Annotated in this window: 17 protein-coding genes; 8 read left to right on the top strand and 9 right to left on the bottom strand. The window is 60.3% G+C overall.

Annotation, left to right across the window (positions count from 1 at the left end):
* Window positions 1-577 precede the first annotated feature (577 nt).
* Window positions 578-799, top strand: a complete 222-nt coding sequence (locus IVB24_RS10390) for a hypothetical protein (protein WP_247772844.1) — start codon at window positions 578-580, stop codon at window positions 797-799.
* A 3-nt stretch (window positions 800-802) separates the two neighbouring features.
* A complete protein-coding gene (locus tag IVB24_RS10385) occupies window positions 803-1,024 on the top strand; it encodes a hypothetical protein (RefSeq protein WP_247339997.1) in 222 nt (73 codons plus the stop codon).
* A gap of 1,377 nt (window positions 1,025-2,401) precedes the next feature.
* On the opposite strand, the gene IVB24_RS10380 is transcribed toward IVB24_RS10385, so the two are convergent.
* Together IVB24_RS10380 and IVB24_RS10375 are read right to left on the bottom strand one after the other, a co-directional pair.
* Window positions 2,402-2,824 (bottom strand): hypothetical protein, encoded by a 423-nt coding sequence (locus tag IVB24_RS10380; RefSeq protein WP_247444393.1) that lies wholly within the window; start codon window positions 2,822-2,824, stop codon window positions 2,402-2,404.
* Window positions 2,825-2,843: 19 nt separating this feature from the next.
* Entirely contained in the window at window positions 2,844-3,065 is a 222-nt protein-coding gene (locus IVB24_RS10375; protein ID WP_247339994.1) for a hypothetical protein, read from the bottom strand.
* 573 nt (window positions 3,066-3,638) lie between these two features.
* Here IVB24_RS10375 and IVB24_RS10370 point away from each other — a divergent pair.
* From IVB24_RS10370 to IVB24_RS10360, 3 genes are all read left to right on the top strand, one after another.
* Window positions 3,639-3,989, top strand: coding sequence for a hypothetical protein (locus tag IVB24_RS10370; RefSeq protein ID WP_247772843.1), 351 nt, complete (start codon window positions 3,639-3,641; stop codon window positions 3,987-3,989).
* Window positions 3,990-4,513: 524 nt separating this feature from the next.
* Window positions 4,514-4,684 (top strand): hypothetical protein, encoded by a 171-nt coding sequence (locus tag IVB24_RS10365; RefSeq protein WP_247293539.1) that lies wholly within the window; start codon window positions 4,514-4,516, stop codon window positions 4,682-4,684.
* Window positions 4,674-6,743, top strand: coding sequence for a recombinase family protein (locus IVB24_RS10360; protein WP_247293541.1), 2,070 nt, complete (start codon window positions 4,674-4,676; stop codon window positions 6,741-6,743). Before IVB24_RS10365 ends, IVB24_RS10360 begins: the two co-directional genes overlap by 11 nt.
* On the opposite strand, the gene IVB24_RS10355 is transcribed toward IVB24_RS10360, so the two are convergent.
* From IVB24_RS10355 to IVB24_RS10345, 3 genes are read right to left on the bottom strand one after another with little or no spacing between them, the layout of a single operon-like run.
* Window positions 6,713-7,561, bottom strand: coding sequence for an IS3 family transposase (locus tag IVB24_RS10355; RefSeq protein WP_247772842.1), 849 nt, complete (start codon window positions 7,559-7,561; stop codon window positions 6,713-6,715). The genes IVB24_RS10360 and IVB24_RS10355 overlap by 31 nt on opposite strands.
* Window positions 7,558-7,875: a transposase gene (locus IVB24_RS10350; RefSeq protein WP_247772841.1), complete on the bottom strand. Its 318-nt coding sequence runs from the start codon at window positions 7,873-7,875 to the stop codon at window positions 7,558-7,560. The genes IVB24_RS10355 and IVB24_RS10350 overlap by 4 nt, the downstream gene beginning before the upstream one ends.
* A gap of 40 nt (window positions 7,876-7,915) precedes the next feature.
* Window positions 7,916-8,179 carry a hypothetical protein gene (locus IVB24_RS10345; protein ID WP_247772840.1) on the bottom strand — a complete coding sequence of 88 codons (264 nt, stop codon included), beginning with the start codon at window positions 8,177-8,179 and terminating at the stop codon, window positions 7,916-7,918.
* Between the two features lie 75 nt (window positions 8,180-8,254).
* Here IVB24_RS10345 and IVB24_RS10340 point away from each other — a divergent pair, with 75 nt between their 5' ends.
* Entirely contained in the window at window positions 8,255-8,563 is a 309-nt protein-coding gene (locus tag IVB24_RS10340) for a hypothetical protein (protein ID WP_247772839.1), read from the top strand.
* A gap of 563 nt (window positions 8,564-9,126) precedes the next feature.
* On the opposite strand, the gene IVB24_RS10335 is transcribed toward IVB24_RS10340, so the two are convergent.
* Window positions 9,127-9,639 (bottom strand): hypothetical protein, encoded by a 513-nt coding sequence (locus IVB24_RS10335; RefSeq protein ID WP_247772838.1) that lies wholly within the window; start codon window positions 9,637-9,639, stop codon window positions 9,127-9,129.
* A gap of 89 nt (window positions 9,640-9,728) precedes the next feature.
* Window positions 9,729-10,379, bottom strand: coding sequence for a hypothetical protein (locus IVB24_RS10330; RefSeq protein WP_247772837.1), 651 nt, complete (start codon window positions 10,377-10,379; stop codon window positions 9,729-9,731).
* Between the two features lie 123 nt (window positions 10,380-10,502).
* On the opposite strand from IVB24_RS10330, the gene IVB24_RS40035 reads away from it, so the two are divergent.
* Window positions 10,503-10,628 (top strand): hypothetical protein, encoded by a 126-nt coding sequence (locus IVB24_RS40035; protein ID WP_256471583.1) that lies wholly within the window; start codon window positions 10,503-10,505, stop codon window positions 10,626-10,628.
* Window positions 10,629-11,130: 502 nt separating this feature from the next.
* Here the strand turns inward: IVB24_RS40035 and IVB24_RS10325 are convergent.
* The gene (locus IVB24_RS10325; protein ID WP_247772836.1) at window positions 11,131-11,394 is read right to left on the bottom strand and encodes a hypothetical protein; all 264 of its coding nucleotides are present in this window, start codon (window positions 11,392-11,394) and stop codon (window positions 11,131-11,133) included.
* 331 nt (window positions 11,395-11,725) lie between these two features.
* On the opposite strand from IVB24_RS10325, the gene IVB24_RS10320 reads away from it, so the two are divergent.
* Window positions 11,726-12,070: a hypothetical protein gene (locus IVB24_RS10320; RefSeq protein WP_247772835.1), complete on the top strand. Its 345-nt coding sequence runs from the start codon at window positions 11,726-11,728 to the stop codon at window positions 12,068-12,070.
* A 180-nt stretch (window positions 12,071-12,250) separates the two neighbouring features.
* Here the strand turns inward: IVB24_RS10320 and IVB24_RS10315 are convergent, their stop codons facing one another.
* On the bottom strand, window positions 12,251-13,732 hold the full coding sequence (locus IVB24_RS10315; RefSeq protein WP_247772834.1) for an RES family NAD+ phosphorylase: 1,482 nt from the start codon (window positions 13,730-13,732) through the stop codon (window positions 12,251-12,253).
* Between the last annotated feature and the right edge of the window lie 19 nt (window positions 13,733-13,751).

Raw genomic sequence — 13,751 nt, 5'->3', positions numbered from 1 at the left:
TTCTAAGCGCCCTTGTCTCAAACCGCCTTGAGCAAGGTCAAAGAGTGCCCTTCTGGCAGTCGGGCTGGTCATCGGTCGACTTGATGCTATCGGCTACAAGCGGATGCAATTCAACCTGATGGACCAGGCGAGCATAGCTTCGCCTAACAGTGGGCACGAACCAAGCAGATGCGTCCTCCCATGCCGCAAAACAACAACCATGAACCATTTAGAAAAGATTGCCGGCTGTTCCCGATCGTTAAGTGATCGTAAACCATGCGATGGCAACAAACCGCATGGAAACCGAACTCCCGCCTGAAACGATACTGCGAGACATCCGTCGGCAAGAAAAGCGCAGGTCGCTTTTTAAGCACTATCACCGGCAATTTCTCGATCGTCTTCGTGACCGCGATTGGGTGTCTTCGTTAAAGCTTCCCGACAGCCCCGGAACGACGCTCGCTCTTTTACGAAACGGATGGATGGAGCGACGCTCAACGGGCAAAGGCGTCGAATATCGTATGACCGAAGCCGGTCTGTTGGAGCTTAGCCGGCCGCGATAACTCAAAGGCGCAGTGGAGGCAACGCAGTGTCAACAGCCATGGAAATGATCGTCGGCGGCTACGTGAAGGTGCGGGACCGACGAGCCTTGACGGACCTGCTCGCGCATCGGCGCAAGATGCTGGGCGAACTACACGCTGTCTGCGGCATCGATCCCGCGAACGCTGTTCAGGCCGTCCAAGACGAAATAACAACTATCGAAGCCGGCCTAGAAGAACTCAAGCCGCCGCCCGGCTCGCTCCCCGTAAACGAGTGGAGCTAGGGCGTGCGCGTTAACAAGATCAATTGGGAGAAGATCGGCCGCATGACAGAGCCCGGCCGTTACAAATGCTTCTTCGGCTATCTAACCGTTACGTCAGACGACATCGAAGTGTGGACGCGCTATCCCGACGCGACGTTCACTTTGATTGTGGGGCCAACGACTGAGCAATCGGTGGGCGAAGATTACCGTTTAGGCGCGTTCGACATCGGCGATCCACAACAGTAGGCGGTTCGCCGTCGGCGATGCCTATCAGGCTGCCGCTTGCGCCGACCTCGCCAAGGCGCTAGGCCCGGATCTAGACCGCCTCGCCGGTACATCGCTGGACAAGGGCGGCGAACTTGATGCACTCGCGGCGATGCCAGCAGACGACCGGGCTTCGCTGATCCGATGGGCGGCCGCCGGCGAGATTGCCGCCTTTGCGGTCCTGCTGGCCGGTTGGTTCAGTGAGCGCGCACTCCGTGGAGAAAGACGGCGCCGGATACCCCATCGACGCCGCTGATCGTCATGGTTGCAATGCTAAGTGAAGCCTCGCCAATCAGTTGGGGCAACATGGTTCGGGCATTTCGCGATACTGTTATGGCACTCACTTTTCTTGTAGTCGCGGGCAGCAACATTTTGTGGGATTTCATGAATAGCTACCTCGCCTGCGGCCTTGCACTGACCGCTTCAATCACGGCCGGCTTTTGCGTCGAGCGCGACTTCATCAGGCGGCCCAATCGCGAGATGGCCCGCCTCCACCGCGAGCATTCGGCAGAAGGACCAATAGGCCGGCGCGGCTGGGAGTAAGGCCAGCTCGGCTTACGAAATACGGCTCTTGTGATTGAGACGCTGCATTCCCGATCGCGGCGAGATCAGCCCTGAGCTATTCCGCGCCGCTTATCGCATGGGTCTTGAGGGGCTGGTATTCAAGCATCGCGATCGGCCTCACCGTGGCGGCCGGCAGAAGCACTGGATCAAGGCGAAGAACCGCAGCCACCCGGCGACGGGACGGGAGCTATAGATCGGCAGCACGGCTGTTCCAGAATTAACCTGATCTCGCTGCATCAAGCTTAATTCTGCAACTCGATTGCAGCATCGCTGCGAAGCGTTACCTTCTGAGCGCCGGACATTGCCCGTCTGGCTCCACCCAAGGCGAAGTCGTCGCACCACCATATTCGACGCGGCGCTTCGTTTGATTGCAGGCGGTTTCGTTTGGAAAAGCAGCCGGACCACGAACCGCTTGATCTCGTCGAGATGCGTCGGCAACTCACCGTACTGCGTTCGCAACATTCCGAAAATCTTGGAATAGCGTCGCTGTTGAACCGCTTCCTCGTGAAGATCGCGTTTCTGTCAGAGCCGAGGGACGTCGCGCACGTCCAACATCTGCGGTCTGAGTTCGCACGAACGCTACAAAAGGTTGAAGCGATCGCCTCGCGGTCCCCATCTGCGAAGCCATCAGGCGCCGTCAAGCAGCCCAAGTAACACTAACGCACAGACGTCCTTGCGCCTGCCGCCGGCGGCGCCGATGCTGGATGCAGTCGCGAAGTCGTCCTCGTCTCGCGTACCGGCGGCTTCGCGGCTAGGGGTCGCCGCCACAAGCGGCGGCCCCGCCCATGATCAGATCTAGGGAGCGCGCCGCACCGCTCGGGGTACAAACGGCTGTCTCGGAGAAAACAACTTGGCGATCGCGAGAACCGCGGCTTCGTCGGTTTCGAGTGCGATCTTCTGGGCGAGCATCACATCGCCAACTGCCAACGCCCGTTCGGGGAGAAAGCACCATCCCACCTTAGGCTCCAATTTTTCATCCAGCTCCAAAACATTGCTCATGGTGCACTGATGAATTCGGTATCGACGGCCGGTAAGAGAACCAGTGACTTCAAAAAAGCCATTGACATCAAATTGCGCGCGCTGTTCTGGAGATAACCATTCCCGCAAAAGACGGCGTGCACGCGCTTCCGGGCCATTTTGCTCGTTGAAGCTCCGATAGAGCGCGCGCAGGGCGCGCAAACGCGCGCCCTGCGCGACGTTGCGTCCGAACAAAAACATCTTCGGTGCTACGACGGTTCTAACCGCCGACTAAGTGCGGATAGAACAGCGTTTCCTTCGCTGTTGGATCAAATGTCCGTATCAGCTTGAGATCGCCGGCCGGGGTCCGAGTGGCAGCGGTAAATCCCCGGCCGGTAAACATCTTGAAGCGCCGCTCGGCCTCGGCGAGCCCCTTGGGGTCGTCTTCCTCAAAAAAATGTCTGCTGTCGCCTGTGCTGTCCATTACGATCTGGGTAGCCATGGAGGAGAACTCCGCAACGCCTAGCCTCTGATGAAGAACAAACCTCGCTGCGATCAATAGTGTTCCTGGTCTCGGCAAATTTCATTGTGCCTTCTTGTTAGTCAGCGGTCGTCTACGAACATTCTATCGTCGCGACGCTACCCGCGCCAAGGGGCTAGGTTCTTGGACTATGTTTCAACACGTCGCGCACCAATCGTCAGGAAATGGAACGAGCAGCCACGGCCCGTCCTCAATGTTATCGTTTGCAGCTACGGGTCTGCCGGTCGCGAGGGGCTCGGCTGCGAACTCTTCGACCTCAGCGGTACTCGCCGCGTTACGCTCGGCGCAGCTTAAATCGCTTTGCATGAATAAAACTTCCCACCGGGGCACGATCGAATTTGCAGCGTCTTCGAAAAATATGGATCAAAAAGTTCGGCACGCGACAAAATATCAGGCCCCCTTGGCAAGCGATAGGAGCGCGGACCTGTCCTTTTGCATCCTAGTCGAGCGCGCCATCACGCGTTGCAGTGCAGCCAACAGCCATCTCTCATTCTTTGAGCGCCGTCGCTCCATCAAACTTTGCGGGCGGCGATCATGGCCTGTGAGGGCGGCTCAACGGGGTTCTTGCGCCGCGCGCCGTACCTCCCTGCCGCGCAGCGCACGGCCGAAGCAATCGCTGCTAACCCGGAGAAGTTTGACCGCGCTATCGCGGCGGAAATCGGCGTCAGTCACCCAACCGTAGCGATAGCCCGTCGATCAACTGGAAAGCAGTTACCAGTTGAAAAACGAACCGGCCGCCACTGCAAGCAACGGAAGGCGCCGACCATGTCAGCTGCGCAGGTTGAGGCATTCTCGGTCGATGAACTCGACGCCCGCGGCCGTGCTGTCGTTGCCTATACTGCAGCGAAGCTTCAAGCGCGGCTTGCGAAGGCGAAGAAGGCCTGATCTTCCCCCAAAAAAGTGGACAGGGTTCAAGCCGATTTTAGCTCCATCTCAACCGGGCTGATATAGCCGATAGCCGAGTGTCTGCGGTATTGGTTGTACAACGACGTTTGAGAACGCCCACAGGACCGTTCTTCGCGAGGTTCTTTATCGGCATCATCCTTGGTTTGGGCGCCGAGTTTGCGTTCATGGGGCCATCGACAAGGCCGACGATGTCGTTTTTCGCTGCACCCTGGACGGATCGCAAGCAGACCGTTGGCTGGAAGTTCCCGCATGGATGTTCGACCGGACGGCATGCCATGATGCCGGGTTTCTGACAGCTCAGCCGCTTGTTAGGATCGATGCACTTGCGGCGCTTTCTGCGCTTCTCGATGTAGCGTTGAAGGATCGAACGCCATCAGCTGCCCCGCTTTCTGGCGCATCCAGAGGCTCTCACGGCCAGAATCGGGGAGCGACTCATGTCAAGCCAGACGGCAATGCCAGGGAGCGGATACCGACACAATCAACGACCGCGGCCGCAGGAGCAGATGGATCTGTTCGGGAGCGGCCTGTCGAACGGCGCCATCGGCGCGCCGGCATGGTCGGAGCTGCCGGCGGAAGCGCAGGCGGCCCTTATGAGTCTGATGACGCAGTTGATCCTCGACCATGCTGCGACGACGGCGACGCCGCGCGCGAAGGAGGTCGGTCATGATTTCTGACAAGGTCAGGCCTCATCATCTCGAGCGCAAGGCGCTTCTTTACGTGCGTCAATCCTCAGCGCATCAGGTGTTGCACAATCGCGAGAGCAGTGCGTTGCAGTATGCCATGCGGGACCGGCTGACGGCGCTCGGGTGGTCAGAGATTGAAGTGATCGATGATGATCTCGGTCGTTCAGCCGCCGGCGGGGTACAACGCGCCGGTTTCGAGCGGATGGTAGCGGAGGTTTGCCTCGGTAAGGTTGGCGCGGTTTGCGCCCGCGAGGTCTCGCGCTTCGCTCGCAACAGCCGGGATTGGCAGCAACTCATCGAGATGTGTCGTGTGGTCGATACCGTCCTGGTCGATCAGGAGACGATCTATGCACCGAGGCACGGTAACGACCGCCTGCTGCTCGGGCTCAAGGGCAGCCTCAACGAGTACGAGCTGGATCTGTTGCGCCAGCGCTCGCTCTCGGCCCGCTACGAGAAGGCGCGCCGGGGCGAGTTGGTTGTGGCGGCGCCCGTCGGCTTCGTGAAGGCCGGCGACCATTATGAGAAAGATCCGGATGGGCGTGTCCAGGAAGCGATCAAGCTGGTGTTCGACAAGGTCGAGGAACTGGGCAGCGCGCGACAGGCGCTCTGCTGGCTCCACGAGTACAATCTCGATCTGCCGGTGAAGCAGACCAGCGGCGACACGGCCTGGCGGCGACCAAGCTACTCCGCCATCCACCGGATCATTGAGAACCCGGTCTACGGCGGCGCCTATGCCTATGGTAAGACGGCTGTGGCGGCGGGATACAGCGCCGCAGGCGTGAGCGTGAAGATCCGCCGCAAGGCGCGGAACGAATGGCTGGCGCTGAAGCCCAACACCCACGAAGGGTATGTGAGCTGGGAGAGGTTCGAGGCGATCCGCACTATGGTCAGCAGCAACATTCCCACCGGCCGGCATCACGGCGCGCCCAAGCATGGTGACGGGCTGCTGGCCGGCCTGATCCGGTGCAAGCGCTGCGGCCGCAAGCTCACACTCCGATACTCCGGCATGAAGCACCATATCCCGCGCTACAGCTGCAGCCGCGCCTGGATGGACAATGGTGGCCCTCACTGCATCGGCTTCGGCGGACTGCGCGTCGATGATGCAGTCGAGGAAGCGCTGCTTGGCGTCGTCGGTCCGGGCGCTATCGCCGCTGCAACCGCGGCCGCCAAGGAAGCCAGGGAACGGCGGGATCAGGTGCGCGATGCTCTCAGTCGCGACCTCGAAGCGGCGCGCTATGCCGCCGACCGGGCCTTCCGGCAGTACGATGCCGCTGACCCCGCGAACCGGCTGGTGGCGGGCGAGCTTGAAGCGCGCTGGAACAGGGCGCTCGCTCACGCGGCGGAGGTCGAGGGCAAGATCGCAATGCATGAGGCGGCGACGCCCGCCCCCATTGCCGATCCAGCTTCGCTCGGCGTTCTAGCCTCGAACCTCAAAGCGGTCTGGGATGCGCCGACGACGGATGCTCGCCTCAAGAAGCGCGTTGTGCGCACCCTCATCCATGAGGTCGTGGCCGATATCGACGATGCGGCCTCCGAGATCGTCCTCATCGTCCACTGGGTCGGCGGCGTTCACAGCGAGATACGCCTGCCCAAGCGCCGGCGCGGGCAGCGTAACAGCACCTCCGCCAACATCATCGAGGCTGTGCGCCGACTGGTGCTGATCGCCAGCGACGATCTGATCGCCGGCCTCCTCAACCGCAACGGCCTCGAGACCGGTAACGGCAATCGCTGGACGCGCGAGCGTGTTACCTCGCTGCGCTCGAACTATCGCATCCCGGTGTTCAAGCCCGCCGAGGACGGCATCGAGCACTGGCTAAACCTCAGCAACGCCGCCAAGCTCCTGAAGATCGCGCCCAAGACGCTCCGGCTGGCCGCTGAAGCCGGTGAAATCGAAGCCATCCATCCTCTGTCGGATGGTCCTTGGATCTTCGCCCGCAGCTCGCTGATAACAACTGCTGCTCGATCTATCGCCGAACGAGCGCGACAGAACCCAAGATACCCCACGGGATCGAATCCCAATCAGCAAAGTCTTTTCTCTTCAACAACATAGACAGATGGGTGTTCCGATGCGCGGTTGTAGAAGCCCTCGACGTAAGCGAAGATGTCGCGCTGTGCTTCATCGCGGGTCGCATATTGGCGGTGATGGATCAGTTCGGTCTTGAGCGTGTGGAAGAAGCTTTCCATCGGGGCATTGTCGTAGCAGTCAGCTCTCCGGCTCATCGAAGGGCGAAAGCCGGCGGCTTGTATCGCTTGGCGGTACTCGGTTGAAGCATATTGAATGCCGCGATCGGAATGATGGATCAGGCCGGCGCCGGGCCTTTGTCCCTTGATCGCCATTCGCAGCGCAGCGAGCGGCAATTCGGCGCGCAGATGGTCATCCATCGCCCACCCCACGATACGGCGGCTATACAGATCCATGATGGCCGCTAGGTACAACCATCCCTGGCCGGTCCAAATATAGGTGATGTCGGCGAGCCAGACCTGATTGCGCATGGCGGCCGAGAAGTTCCGGCCGAGCAAGTTGGGCGCGATCGGGAAGCCATGCCCGCTATCAGTGGTGCGGCAGCGTCGCGGCCCGGCCGAGATGGCTCGAACGCCATGGTCGCGCATCTGCCGCTCGATTCGGCCACAGCTTGCGTGGTGGCCCTGGGCCTTGAGTTCGACATGAATGCGCGGGCTGCCATAGCGGCCATGACTGTCGCGATGAACCCGCTTGATGCCCTCCAGCAGCTCTCGATTGGCCGCAGCCCGGGGGCTTTCGGGCCGCGATCGCCAAGCATAGTAGCCCGCGGGCGAGACGTCGAACACACGGCACATGATCTTAACCGGATAGTCTGCGCGGTGATCTTCGATGAAGCGGAATCTCATGTCCGGGGTCCAGCAAAGATCGCGATCGACTTTTTTAAAATGTCGCGCTCCATGCGCAGCTGTTCGTTTTCCCGCTGCAAACGCGCAATCACGTCAGCCTGGTCCGCCGACGGCAGTGCCGCTTGCGATGTGGGAGCCTCGGCGCTGCCGCCGGCTCTCACCGCGCCCCGCTCCGCCACCCATCGGCTCAGCACGGAACCGTCAAGCCCGAGCTCCTTCGATACCGACTTCGCCGAGCGGCCGCTCGACAAAACCAGATCAACTGCCTGCCGCTTGTACTCGTCCGAATAGGAACGTCGCTGCCGTTTCGTCATCTGACACCTCTCGCCGTCTAAGCTACAGGTGTCCACCAATTTAGGGGAGGCTCAGGCCCACGACGAACTGATCTGCGCCGCCTACCGCGCGCAAGGCGATGCGCTTAATATCGAGGCGCAGGCAAAGCGTCGGCTTGCCGACGAATACGACGCAGCGCAAGCGCGGGGTGAAGTTGCGCGTCTTGGAGATAATCTGCCTGGAGTTACCACCCGGAACGCTAGCAAGCCGACAGCGGCCGACGTCGGTATCTCCCGCCAAGAATTCCACGAGGCGCGCCAGATCAGGGACGCGGAAAAGCGCCACCGCGGCGCGCCCGCTAGGCCGCATTAAACGGGGAAAACCACCGCGGGAGAATTCCTCGCGCCAATCACGAGTGTAATGTCCGTCGGTGGAAAACCCGGCCGCCTCCGGAGTGTTGCAGGGGGGCTGCTATTGGCAATCATTTTGATCCTGGCTCTCGCCGGCGCGATCGTCCTTCTAGCGATCCGCATCGTCATCGGCTGGATTTCCCCGACCGCCGCTAAACAGTTCTCCCCGGCGATCGACATAGCCGGGACGTTCTTCCTGAAACTGATCGTCGTGGTTGCCGCGGTCGCGATCTTGGCCGTCGTCGGCTTCGCGCTGATGACCTCCACCAAGTACAGCAAGCGAACCACGACATCGATATCAGACGCCACTTCGGGATAGAACGTCGCCTGACGATTACATAGATCGAAGTGAACGCGACCTCGGTCAGGCATGGTTTTGGGCCCGAGCTCGCAGATACCGATTGCCGCGGCTTGATTGCGTGAACTCGATCGGCTTGATCGGACAGACGGCCTTCAACATATGGACCGGCAGCCCGCAATAGCTCGCGGCTTGACCCAGCCGCAGCGCCGCCGGCCAGTATGGTCGGTCGGGCTTCATGTCGCTGCTTTGACCCGCCCGGCCAGCGCGGGTATCCGTTCGCACCGACGTAGCCGCGCTTCCCAAGCACCCGACCTATATGACCGTTTGGTAAAGCCATCGTCGGTCCACTCCGCAAACAACACCCGCTCGCCGTGGAACCTAATTTCGAGTTTTCTGGTGTGCGCTGGATTGTCGATCTGCCAACGCAAGGACAGCGCCATATGGTTGTATCGGAAGTCGTAAACGCGGGCCCGGCCGTCGAGCGCTTGGATAATGAAACCGGCAGCGTTCCGGAAGGATCGCTAGAGCGACCTTCACCAAAGCCTTGATGCGTTCAGAGCGGTCAGCTTGGTACATGCAATTCAGCTGAGTGTTTCGGCTATAAGCTGGTCAAGTTCACTGGCCGTAATCAGATCGCGGTGCATTAGGACTTTCGCTACACGATCAATCTCGGCCCAGTGCTCGTCGACCAACGCTTCACAATTCTGCAAGATGACGGCCAGTATGTCGTTCGCCTGCCGAAGGACGTCCCGGGGAAGTTCAAGCTCCTCGTTCCCAGCGCCGGGCAACGACTGGCCAGATTTCAGTAGAGCAATAGAACCGGCCGCCGCTTGTGCAATCTGCAAGTCGCTTTCGGCGCCGTCAGAAAACGAGCTGGGACGCCCTGAGAAACGAACGTTCGCGACTGGTCCTGCTAATGCTACAGCGCCATCGATCTCGTACCCCGCAATCTTCGCTTCTACTGCTTCTCCACTCTCATAAGACGCCGAGGCGGTTAAGGCTCCGACCGATCCTGACATACGTTTTTCCGCGCATGCTAGGCCTTGACGGCGAGCCAGCACTGCGTGGGCCGCTTCATGGTATGCCATCATCATTCGCTTCGCCTTCGCTCGCCCATGGTTGACCTTTTTCGTAAAGATGGCCCGGAGGACGGCGGCGGAAGCCGCCGCCCCATTCGACGATGTTATGCCGCAATTCCGGCGACGCGAAGGACCGCACTTGCTAACTCGCGGCCCAGAAGCAGACCTCGCCCCTGTTCGCCGCCGCAATAGTTGCTCTTCTGCACTTTCTCGAACAGCATCATGCCGCGCACCAAGATCAACATTCCTGAGACGGTAAGCGGCGCGTGCTGGCGAATTCTATACAGCAAATAATGGATTATCTTTGCTTCTATGTGTGCTGCGTCCTTCGCGGCTTCGACACCGGAGACTTCGATAGCTCTGGCGCACTGGGCTCCGTATCGTTCCGCTGCAACAATTCGCGCTGTCAGGTCCCCTTCCAGTCGTTGCCTAGCCCGCTTGCCTCCCCAACATTCGGTATCCCCCCGGACCACGGCGAGTGCGATGCGGAGACGATCGGGCTTGAGCAGGTTGAGCCAGGCCGCGTCGGGGTGGACCGTCCCGTTGGCATCGACGATCGTGCGATAGAGCGGCTGCCCTTCGAACCCTTCGGCTTGTTCAAAGCAACCTTGGAAGGCCCGCCGGTCGGCCGCGGACGTGAACACGACCGAAGGCGGCGGTTCGGGCCACTGTTCAGCGGCCGGCGCCCGGGCCTGCTCTAGGCGCGCCACCGCGGCCCGGTAAGCCGGCGTGCGGCAGCGGTGCTCATTGGTCACCGGCCGGCGTCAGAACCTGCCGCCACAGTTCGGCGCGGACCTTTGCTTCGATGCGTCGATGGTGAAATGATCAACGCCTATTTCATCCAGTGTCCGACGGATCGCGTTTAGATTTCGCCGAACATGCTGCTCGCCTTGCTCGGCAGGTCGCGTCAGAACGAATTCGACGTGGCGCTTGATGTAAGCGGCGTCCGGAAGCGGCCGGGCAAAATTAAGACCTTCGCCTTCGGCTCGGCGATGCGGACATGAAGCCGGGGATCGCCTTCCTGAGCCGGCGCCACTTCGCGCCGGGCGTTGCGCACGGCGCGCGACACGGCCCGTTCAGTCATGCTGCCCCCCAAGTCCGACGATCTGCGAAGACGATCTGCCAAGCGGCCTTCGCGAAAGCGTGGCAATGCTGTTCGATTTCGGCATCGGTGATGCCCAGCCCAGCGAGCCGGCCCCACTCCATGTCAAGGTGCTCGATCAATATTTCTCAGCGTCGTCAGCCGACGGTCGCTTGCGCATTTCGGCGGCTATGAAAGCGACGATCCGACGGTGGCGGGCCGACGGGAACGCGTAAATGTGCGCTGAAGGAACTGCCTTGCGTCGGCGCTTCATCGGTCAACTCCCGATCTGCTGGATGAAGAGCGGCGCGCTGGGGAAAGGTTCAGAGACCGCAGGCGCGCCGCCGCTAGCGCCGCCCGGGTACGTCCGCCGGGTCGGCGCCGGCGCTGACGCGGGACGGAACCGCGCGCGCCGAAGTGGAAGGTTAGGCGGCGGCTTGATCGCCGCGCAGAAGCTGGAACAAATCTTCCACAGGAGCAGTCGTGTGGCGTCCGTTCTTTCGAACGCGGATCACGCCGTCCTTCACTAGCTCATAAAATCTGGTTGTCCCAATTCCAGCGACTTCGCAAAAGCGGTCGACGGGCACGTTCATGGACAGGTTGTAAAGTTTGACGACGTCCGGGAGCGTCATGTCGCCGGGGCGAGAACGATGGGAGGTCGACAACTGGGGCGGCAATTCGCGGCGCATTGGGAGAGTTCTCCTAGGCTTCAGTTTCGTCCATCACCGCAATCATTCGCCACACTCAGAGCGTTCGTCAACGTGCCCAAAATCCAATACTAAAGCACCGAAGTTATGTCGTTGATGCGAGGTTTATTCCGGTCCGACGGATTATTGATGAAACGACTACATCGAATGGGCGGGTGCGAAATCGCGCAGCGATGTGATTTGCGGCGGTCATTCCGGGCGCTTTACCGGTTGATTTCGAGCGTAGAGAGACGAAGGCGAATGCAAGTGACGGTGCTTTCGTTCACCGCGGCGTCGAATGCCGGCGGATGACTGCGCCGAGCTGATTACTCGGATGCGTTACGGAGACGCCGTCTTTGGCGAGGAGATCGTGCAGTTCAACGGTGGCTCGGCTCATATCACTCGCGCAAAGAATGGATTTTGGCATGGGCCTAACGGTCCGCGGAACACGCATGTGAGCGCAGTTCTATTGTTACCTGAGACAGGATTGTGGGAGCTGAGAGAGGAGAAATGGCAGCCGGTACTCGCAGTTCATCCTTGGGCGGACCACCCTCTTCCGGACGAGCTACGAGAGATCAACCGATTTGAGGCGGACGACGACAAGTGGATGTTTCGGGACGGAAAGCGGTTCGCCGACATTGTCAGCCTGCCTGATCCGTGGTCGCCAAAGGAAGAATGAAAGCTATTCCCTTGCAGGCAAGCGCTGGCGCATCCCAATTCGGGCCGCTGTTCTCATCGATACGTTCGCGGTCGTCGTAGGAATTTTCGTGCCACTGCTTGTGGCCGGCGAAAGCGCCTCATGCGTCAGCGCCATTAGTCGCCGCCGCCATCACACACCTTCTCGTGACCGGGTGTAAATTTAGAACGGCGATCGATCGTCCTTCTCCCAGCGGGAACGACGCACCTGATACTCGTCTGTCTTGAAGACGACGCCCTCCACATGGTGTACGCTGACGCTGTCCGGCATGACGCGAAGGCTTGGCTCCCGCAGATCGGAATCGACCCGTTCTCCCGCCAACGCCGGCATGGCATCGAAGTCGGGCCATCCTGGCGATTTTTCCTTTTCTTCATCAACCTTTGGCCGCGGCGGCACCTCCTCGAATACCGAGTAATCGACTTCCCACCCCTCCGCGGTACTTTGCCCCGTCCTGGCTCTGATCTCGGTCCCGCTCGGAATTTCCATCGCCTCGACGCGCGCAGCCTTGTGGAATAGGACGACGTTGAGCACGTCTCCCGCGACCTGAACCGACGGGAAGATAATGCCATCAATGGGCACCGAGGATTCCGTTGCGAGAAAATCGGCGATGGCTTGCGTTGCCAGATACTCGAAAGGCTCATCGTCGGGCATGACCGGTTGGGTGATACGGTTGCTCAGAGATTTCAGAAATTGCGCTCGTTCCAGCCGGCGCGCAAAATCGACGTCAAAGATGCTTCCGCGCATCTGGACATTCTTGAGCGCCGTCAGATCGAGCAGCCGGAGTTTTCGGATAATCTCGAATTGCGCCACGGCAACCTTGCTTCCAACCGGAGGCCGCACCTCGGCGATGGCGGCCTTGGGATCGTTGGCGCCGTAGAACACAGAAATGCCCCGCGCATTCATGCGACCTGCCGCAGCCACCAGCGCTGGCGGCGACCCGAGCTGGAGGTCGGGCCGACACATCGCCACCTCGAGTTTGTCCTCGGACTGGAAGACCCGGGCACGAGAGAGTGTATGGAAGGGCGTTCCGGGCCCCGCATCTACGACCAGAGGCTGCCCCTGCCGCGTCCGCAAAGCATCCACCCCGTCGAAGATGGCCGCCAGATGCGTAGCTGCGGTGCGACTGAAGAAACGCGCCTCGGTCTTGAGTGAATTCTCGAACCGATACCATTCCTCGCGCCAAGCATCATCGCTGACCTTTTTCTCTTGATAGTAACTGTCGCGCGCGAACTCCGTCTCTTCACCCATGGCCGCGCTGTCGAAATCGCTATGTTCCTCCTCCAGGATTGACTGGACGTCCTGGGCCGCGTCTTCAGGGATTTCGGCGGCGTTTTGAATGGCATACACGACATCATCGCCATGTCGATTCCATTCGTAGCTCAGCTCCTTGTCGCGCTGGAGCATATATTCGTAGTCGTTTGGTTGATCTGACGTTCGATAGTAGTGCTGCTCGAACGCGGTCGCCACACGTGCGGCCATCTTGTCAAGGCTGAAGGTACGACGCGCCTTGTCGCAATAGCTGCACTTGGCGCGTTTGCCCTTTGCGCGAACTTCATCGCTTAGATACTGCTCGCCAATGCAGGCGTAGCATATGCGCTTCGCTTCGAGGTCGTCACTATCTACGGAATGCACGATATTTTCCACCTTGTTGCTCCATCGTCTC

This window comes from Bradyrhizobium sp. 192 (genome assembly GCF_023100965.1).
GTDB classification, from domain to species: domain Bacteria; phylum Pseudomonadota; class Alphaproteobacteria; order Rhizobiales; family Xanthobacteraceae; genus Bradyrhizobium; species Bradyrhizobium symbiodeficiens.
Note: the sequence above shows the minus strand (reverse complement) of the source record. Positions and strands in the feature narration are given on the sequence as shown.

Excerpts from the sequence above, each read along its gene's own strand:
- IVB24_RS10325 (WP_247772836.1), bottom strand. The coding sequence starts at position 11,394 with ATGCGCCGCGAATTGCCGCCCCAGTTGTCGACCTCCCATCGTTCTCGC.
- IVB24_RS10365 (WP_247293539.1), top strand. The coding sequence starts at position 4,514 with ATGGATCTGTTCGGGAGCGGCCTGTCGAACGGCGCCATCGGCGCGCCG.
- IVB24_RS10375 (WP_247339994.1), bottom strand. The coding sequence starts at position 3,065 with ATGGCTACCCAGATCGTAATGGACAGCACAGGCGACAGCAGACATTTT.
- IVB24_RS10320 (WP_247772835.1), top strand. The coding sequence starts at position 11,726 with ATGCGTTACGGAGACGCCGTCTTTGGCGAGGAGATCGTGCAGTTCAAC.
- IVB24_RS10360 (WP_247293541.1), top strand. The coding sequence starts at position 4,674 with ATGATTTCTGACAAGGTCAGGCCTCATCATCTCGAGCGCAAGGCGCTT.
- IVB24_RS10350 (WP_247772841.1), bottom strand. The coding sequence starts at position 7,875 with ATGACGAAACGGCAGCGACGTTCCTATTCGGACGAGTACAAGCGGCAG.
- IVB24_RS10390 (WP_247772844.1), top strand. The coding sequence starts at position 578 with ATGGAAATGATCGTCGGCGGCTACGTGAAGGTGCGGGACCGACGAGCC.
- IVB24_RS10340 (WP_247772839.1), top strand. The coding sequence starts at position 8,255 with ATGTCCGTCGGTGGAAAACCCGGCCGCCTCCGGAGTGTTGCAGGGGGG.
- IVB24_RS10380 (WP_247444393.1), bottom strand. The coding sequence starts at position 2,824 with ATGTTTTTGTTCGGACGCAACGTCGCGCAGGGCGCGCGTTTGCGCGCC.
- IVB24_RS10370 (WP_247772843.1), top strand. The coding sequence starts at position 3,639 with ATGGCCTGTGAGGGCGGCTCAACGGGGTTCTTGCGCCGCGCGCCGTAC.
- IVB24_RS10355 (WP_247772842.1), bottom strand. The coding sequence starts at position 7,561 with ATGAGATTCCGCTTCATCGAAGATCACCGCGCAGACTATCCGGTTAAG.
- IVB24_RS10335 (WP_247772838.1), bottom strand. The coding sequence starts at position 9,639 with ATGATGATGGCATACCATGAAGCGGCCCACGCAGTGCTGGCTCGCCGT.
- IVB24_RS40035 (WP_256471583.1), top strand. The coding sequence starts at position 10,503 with ATGCTGCTCGCCTTGCTCGGCAGGTCGCGTCAGAACGAATTCGACGTG.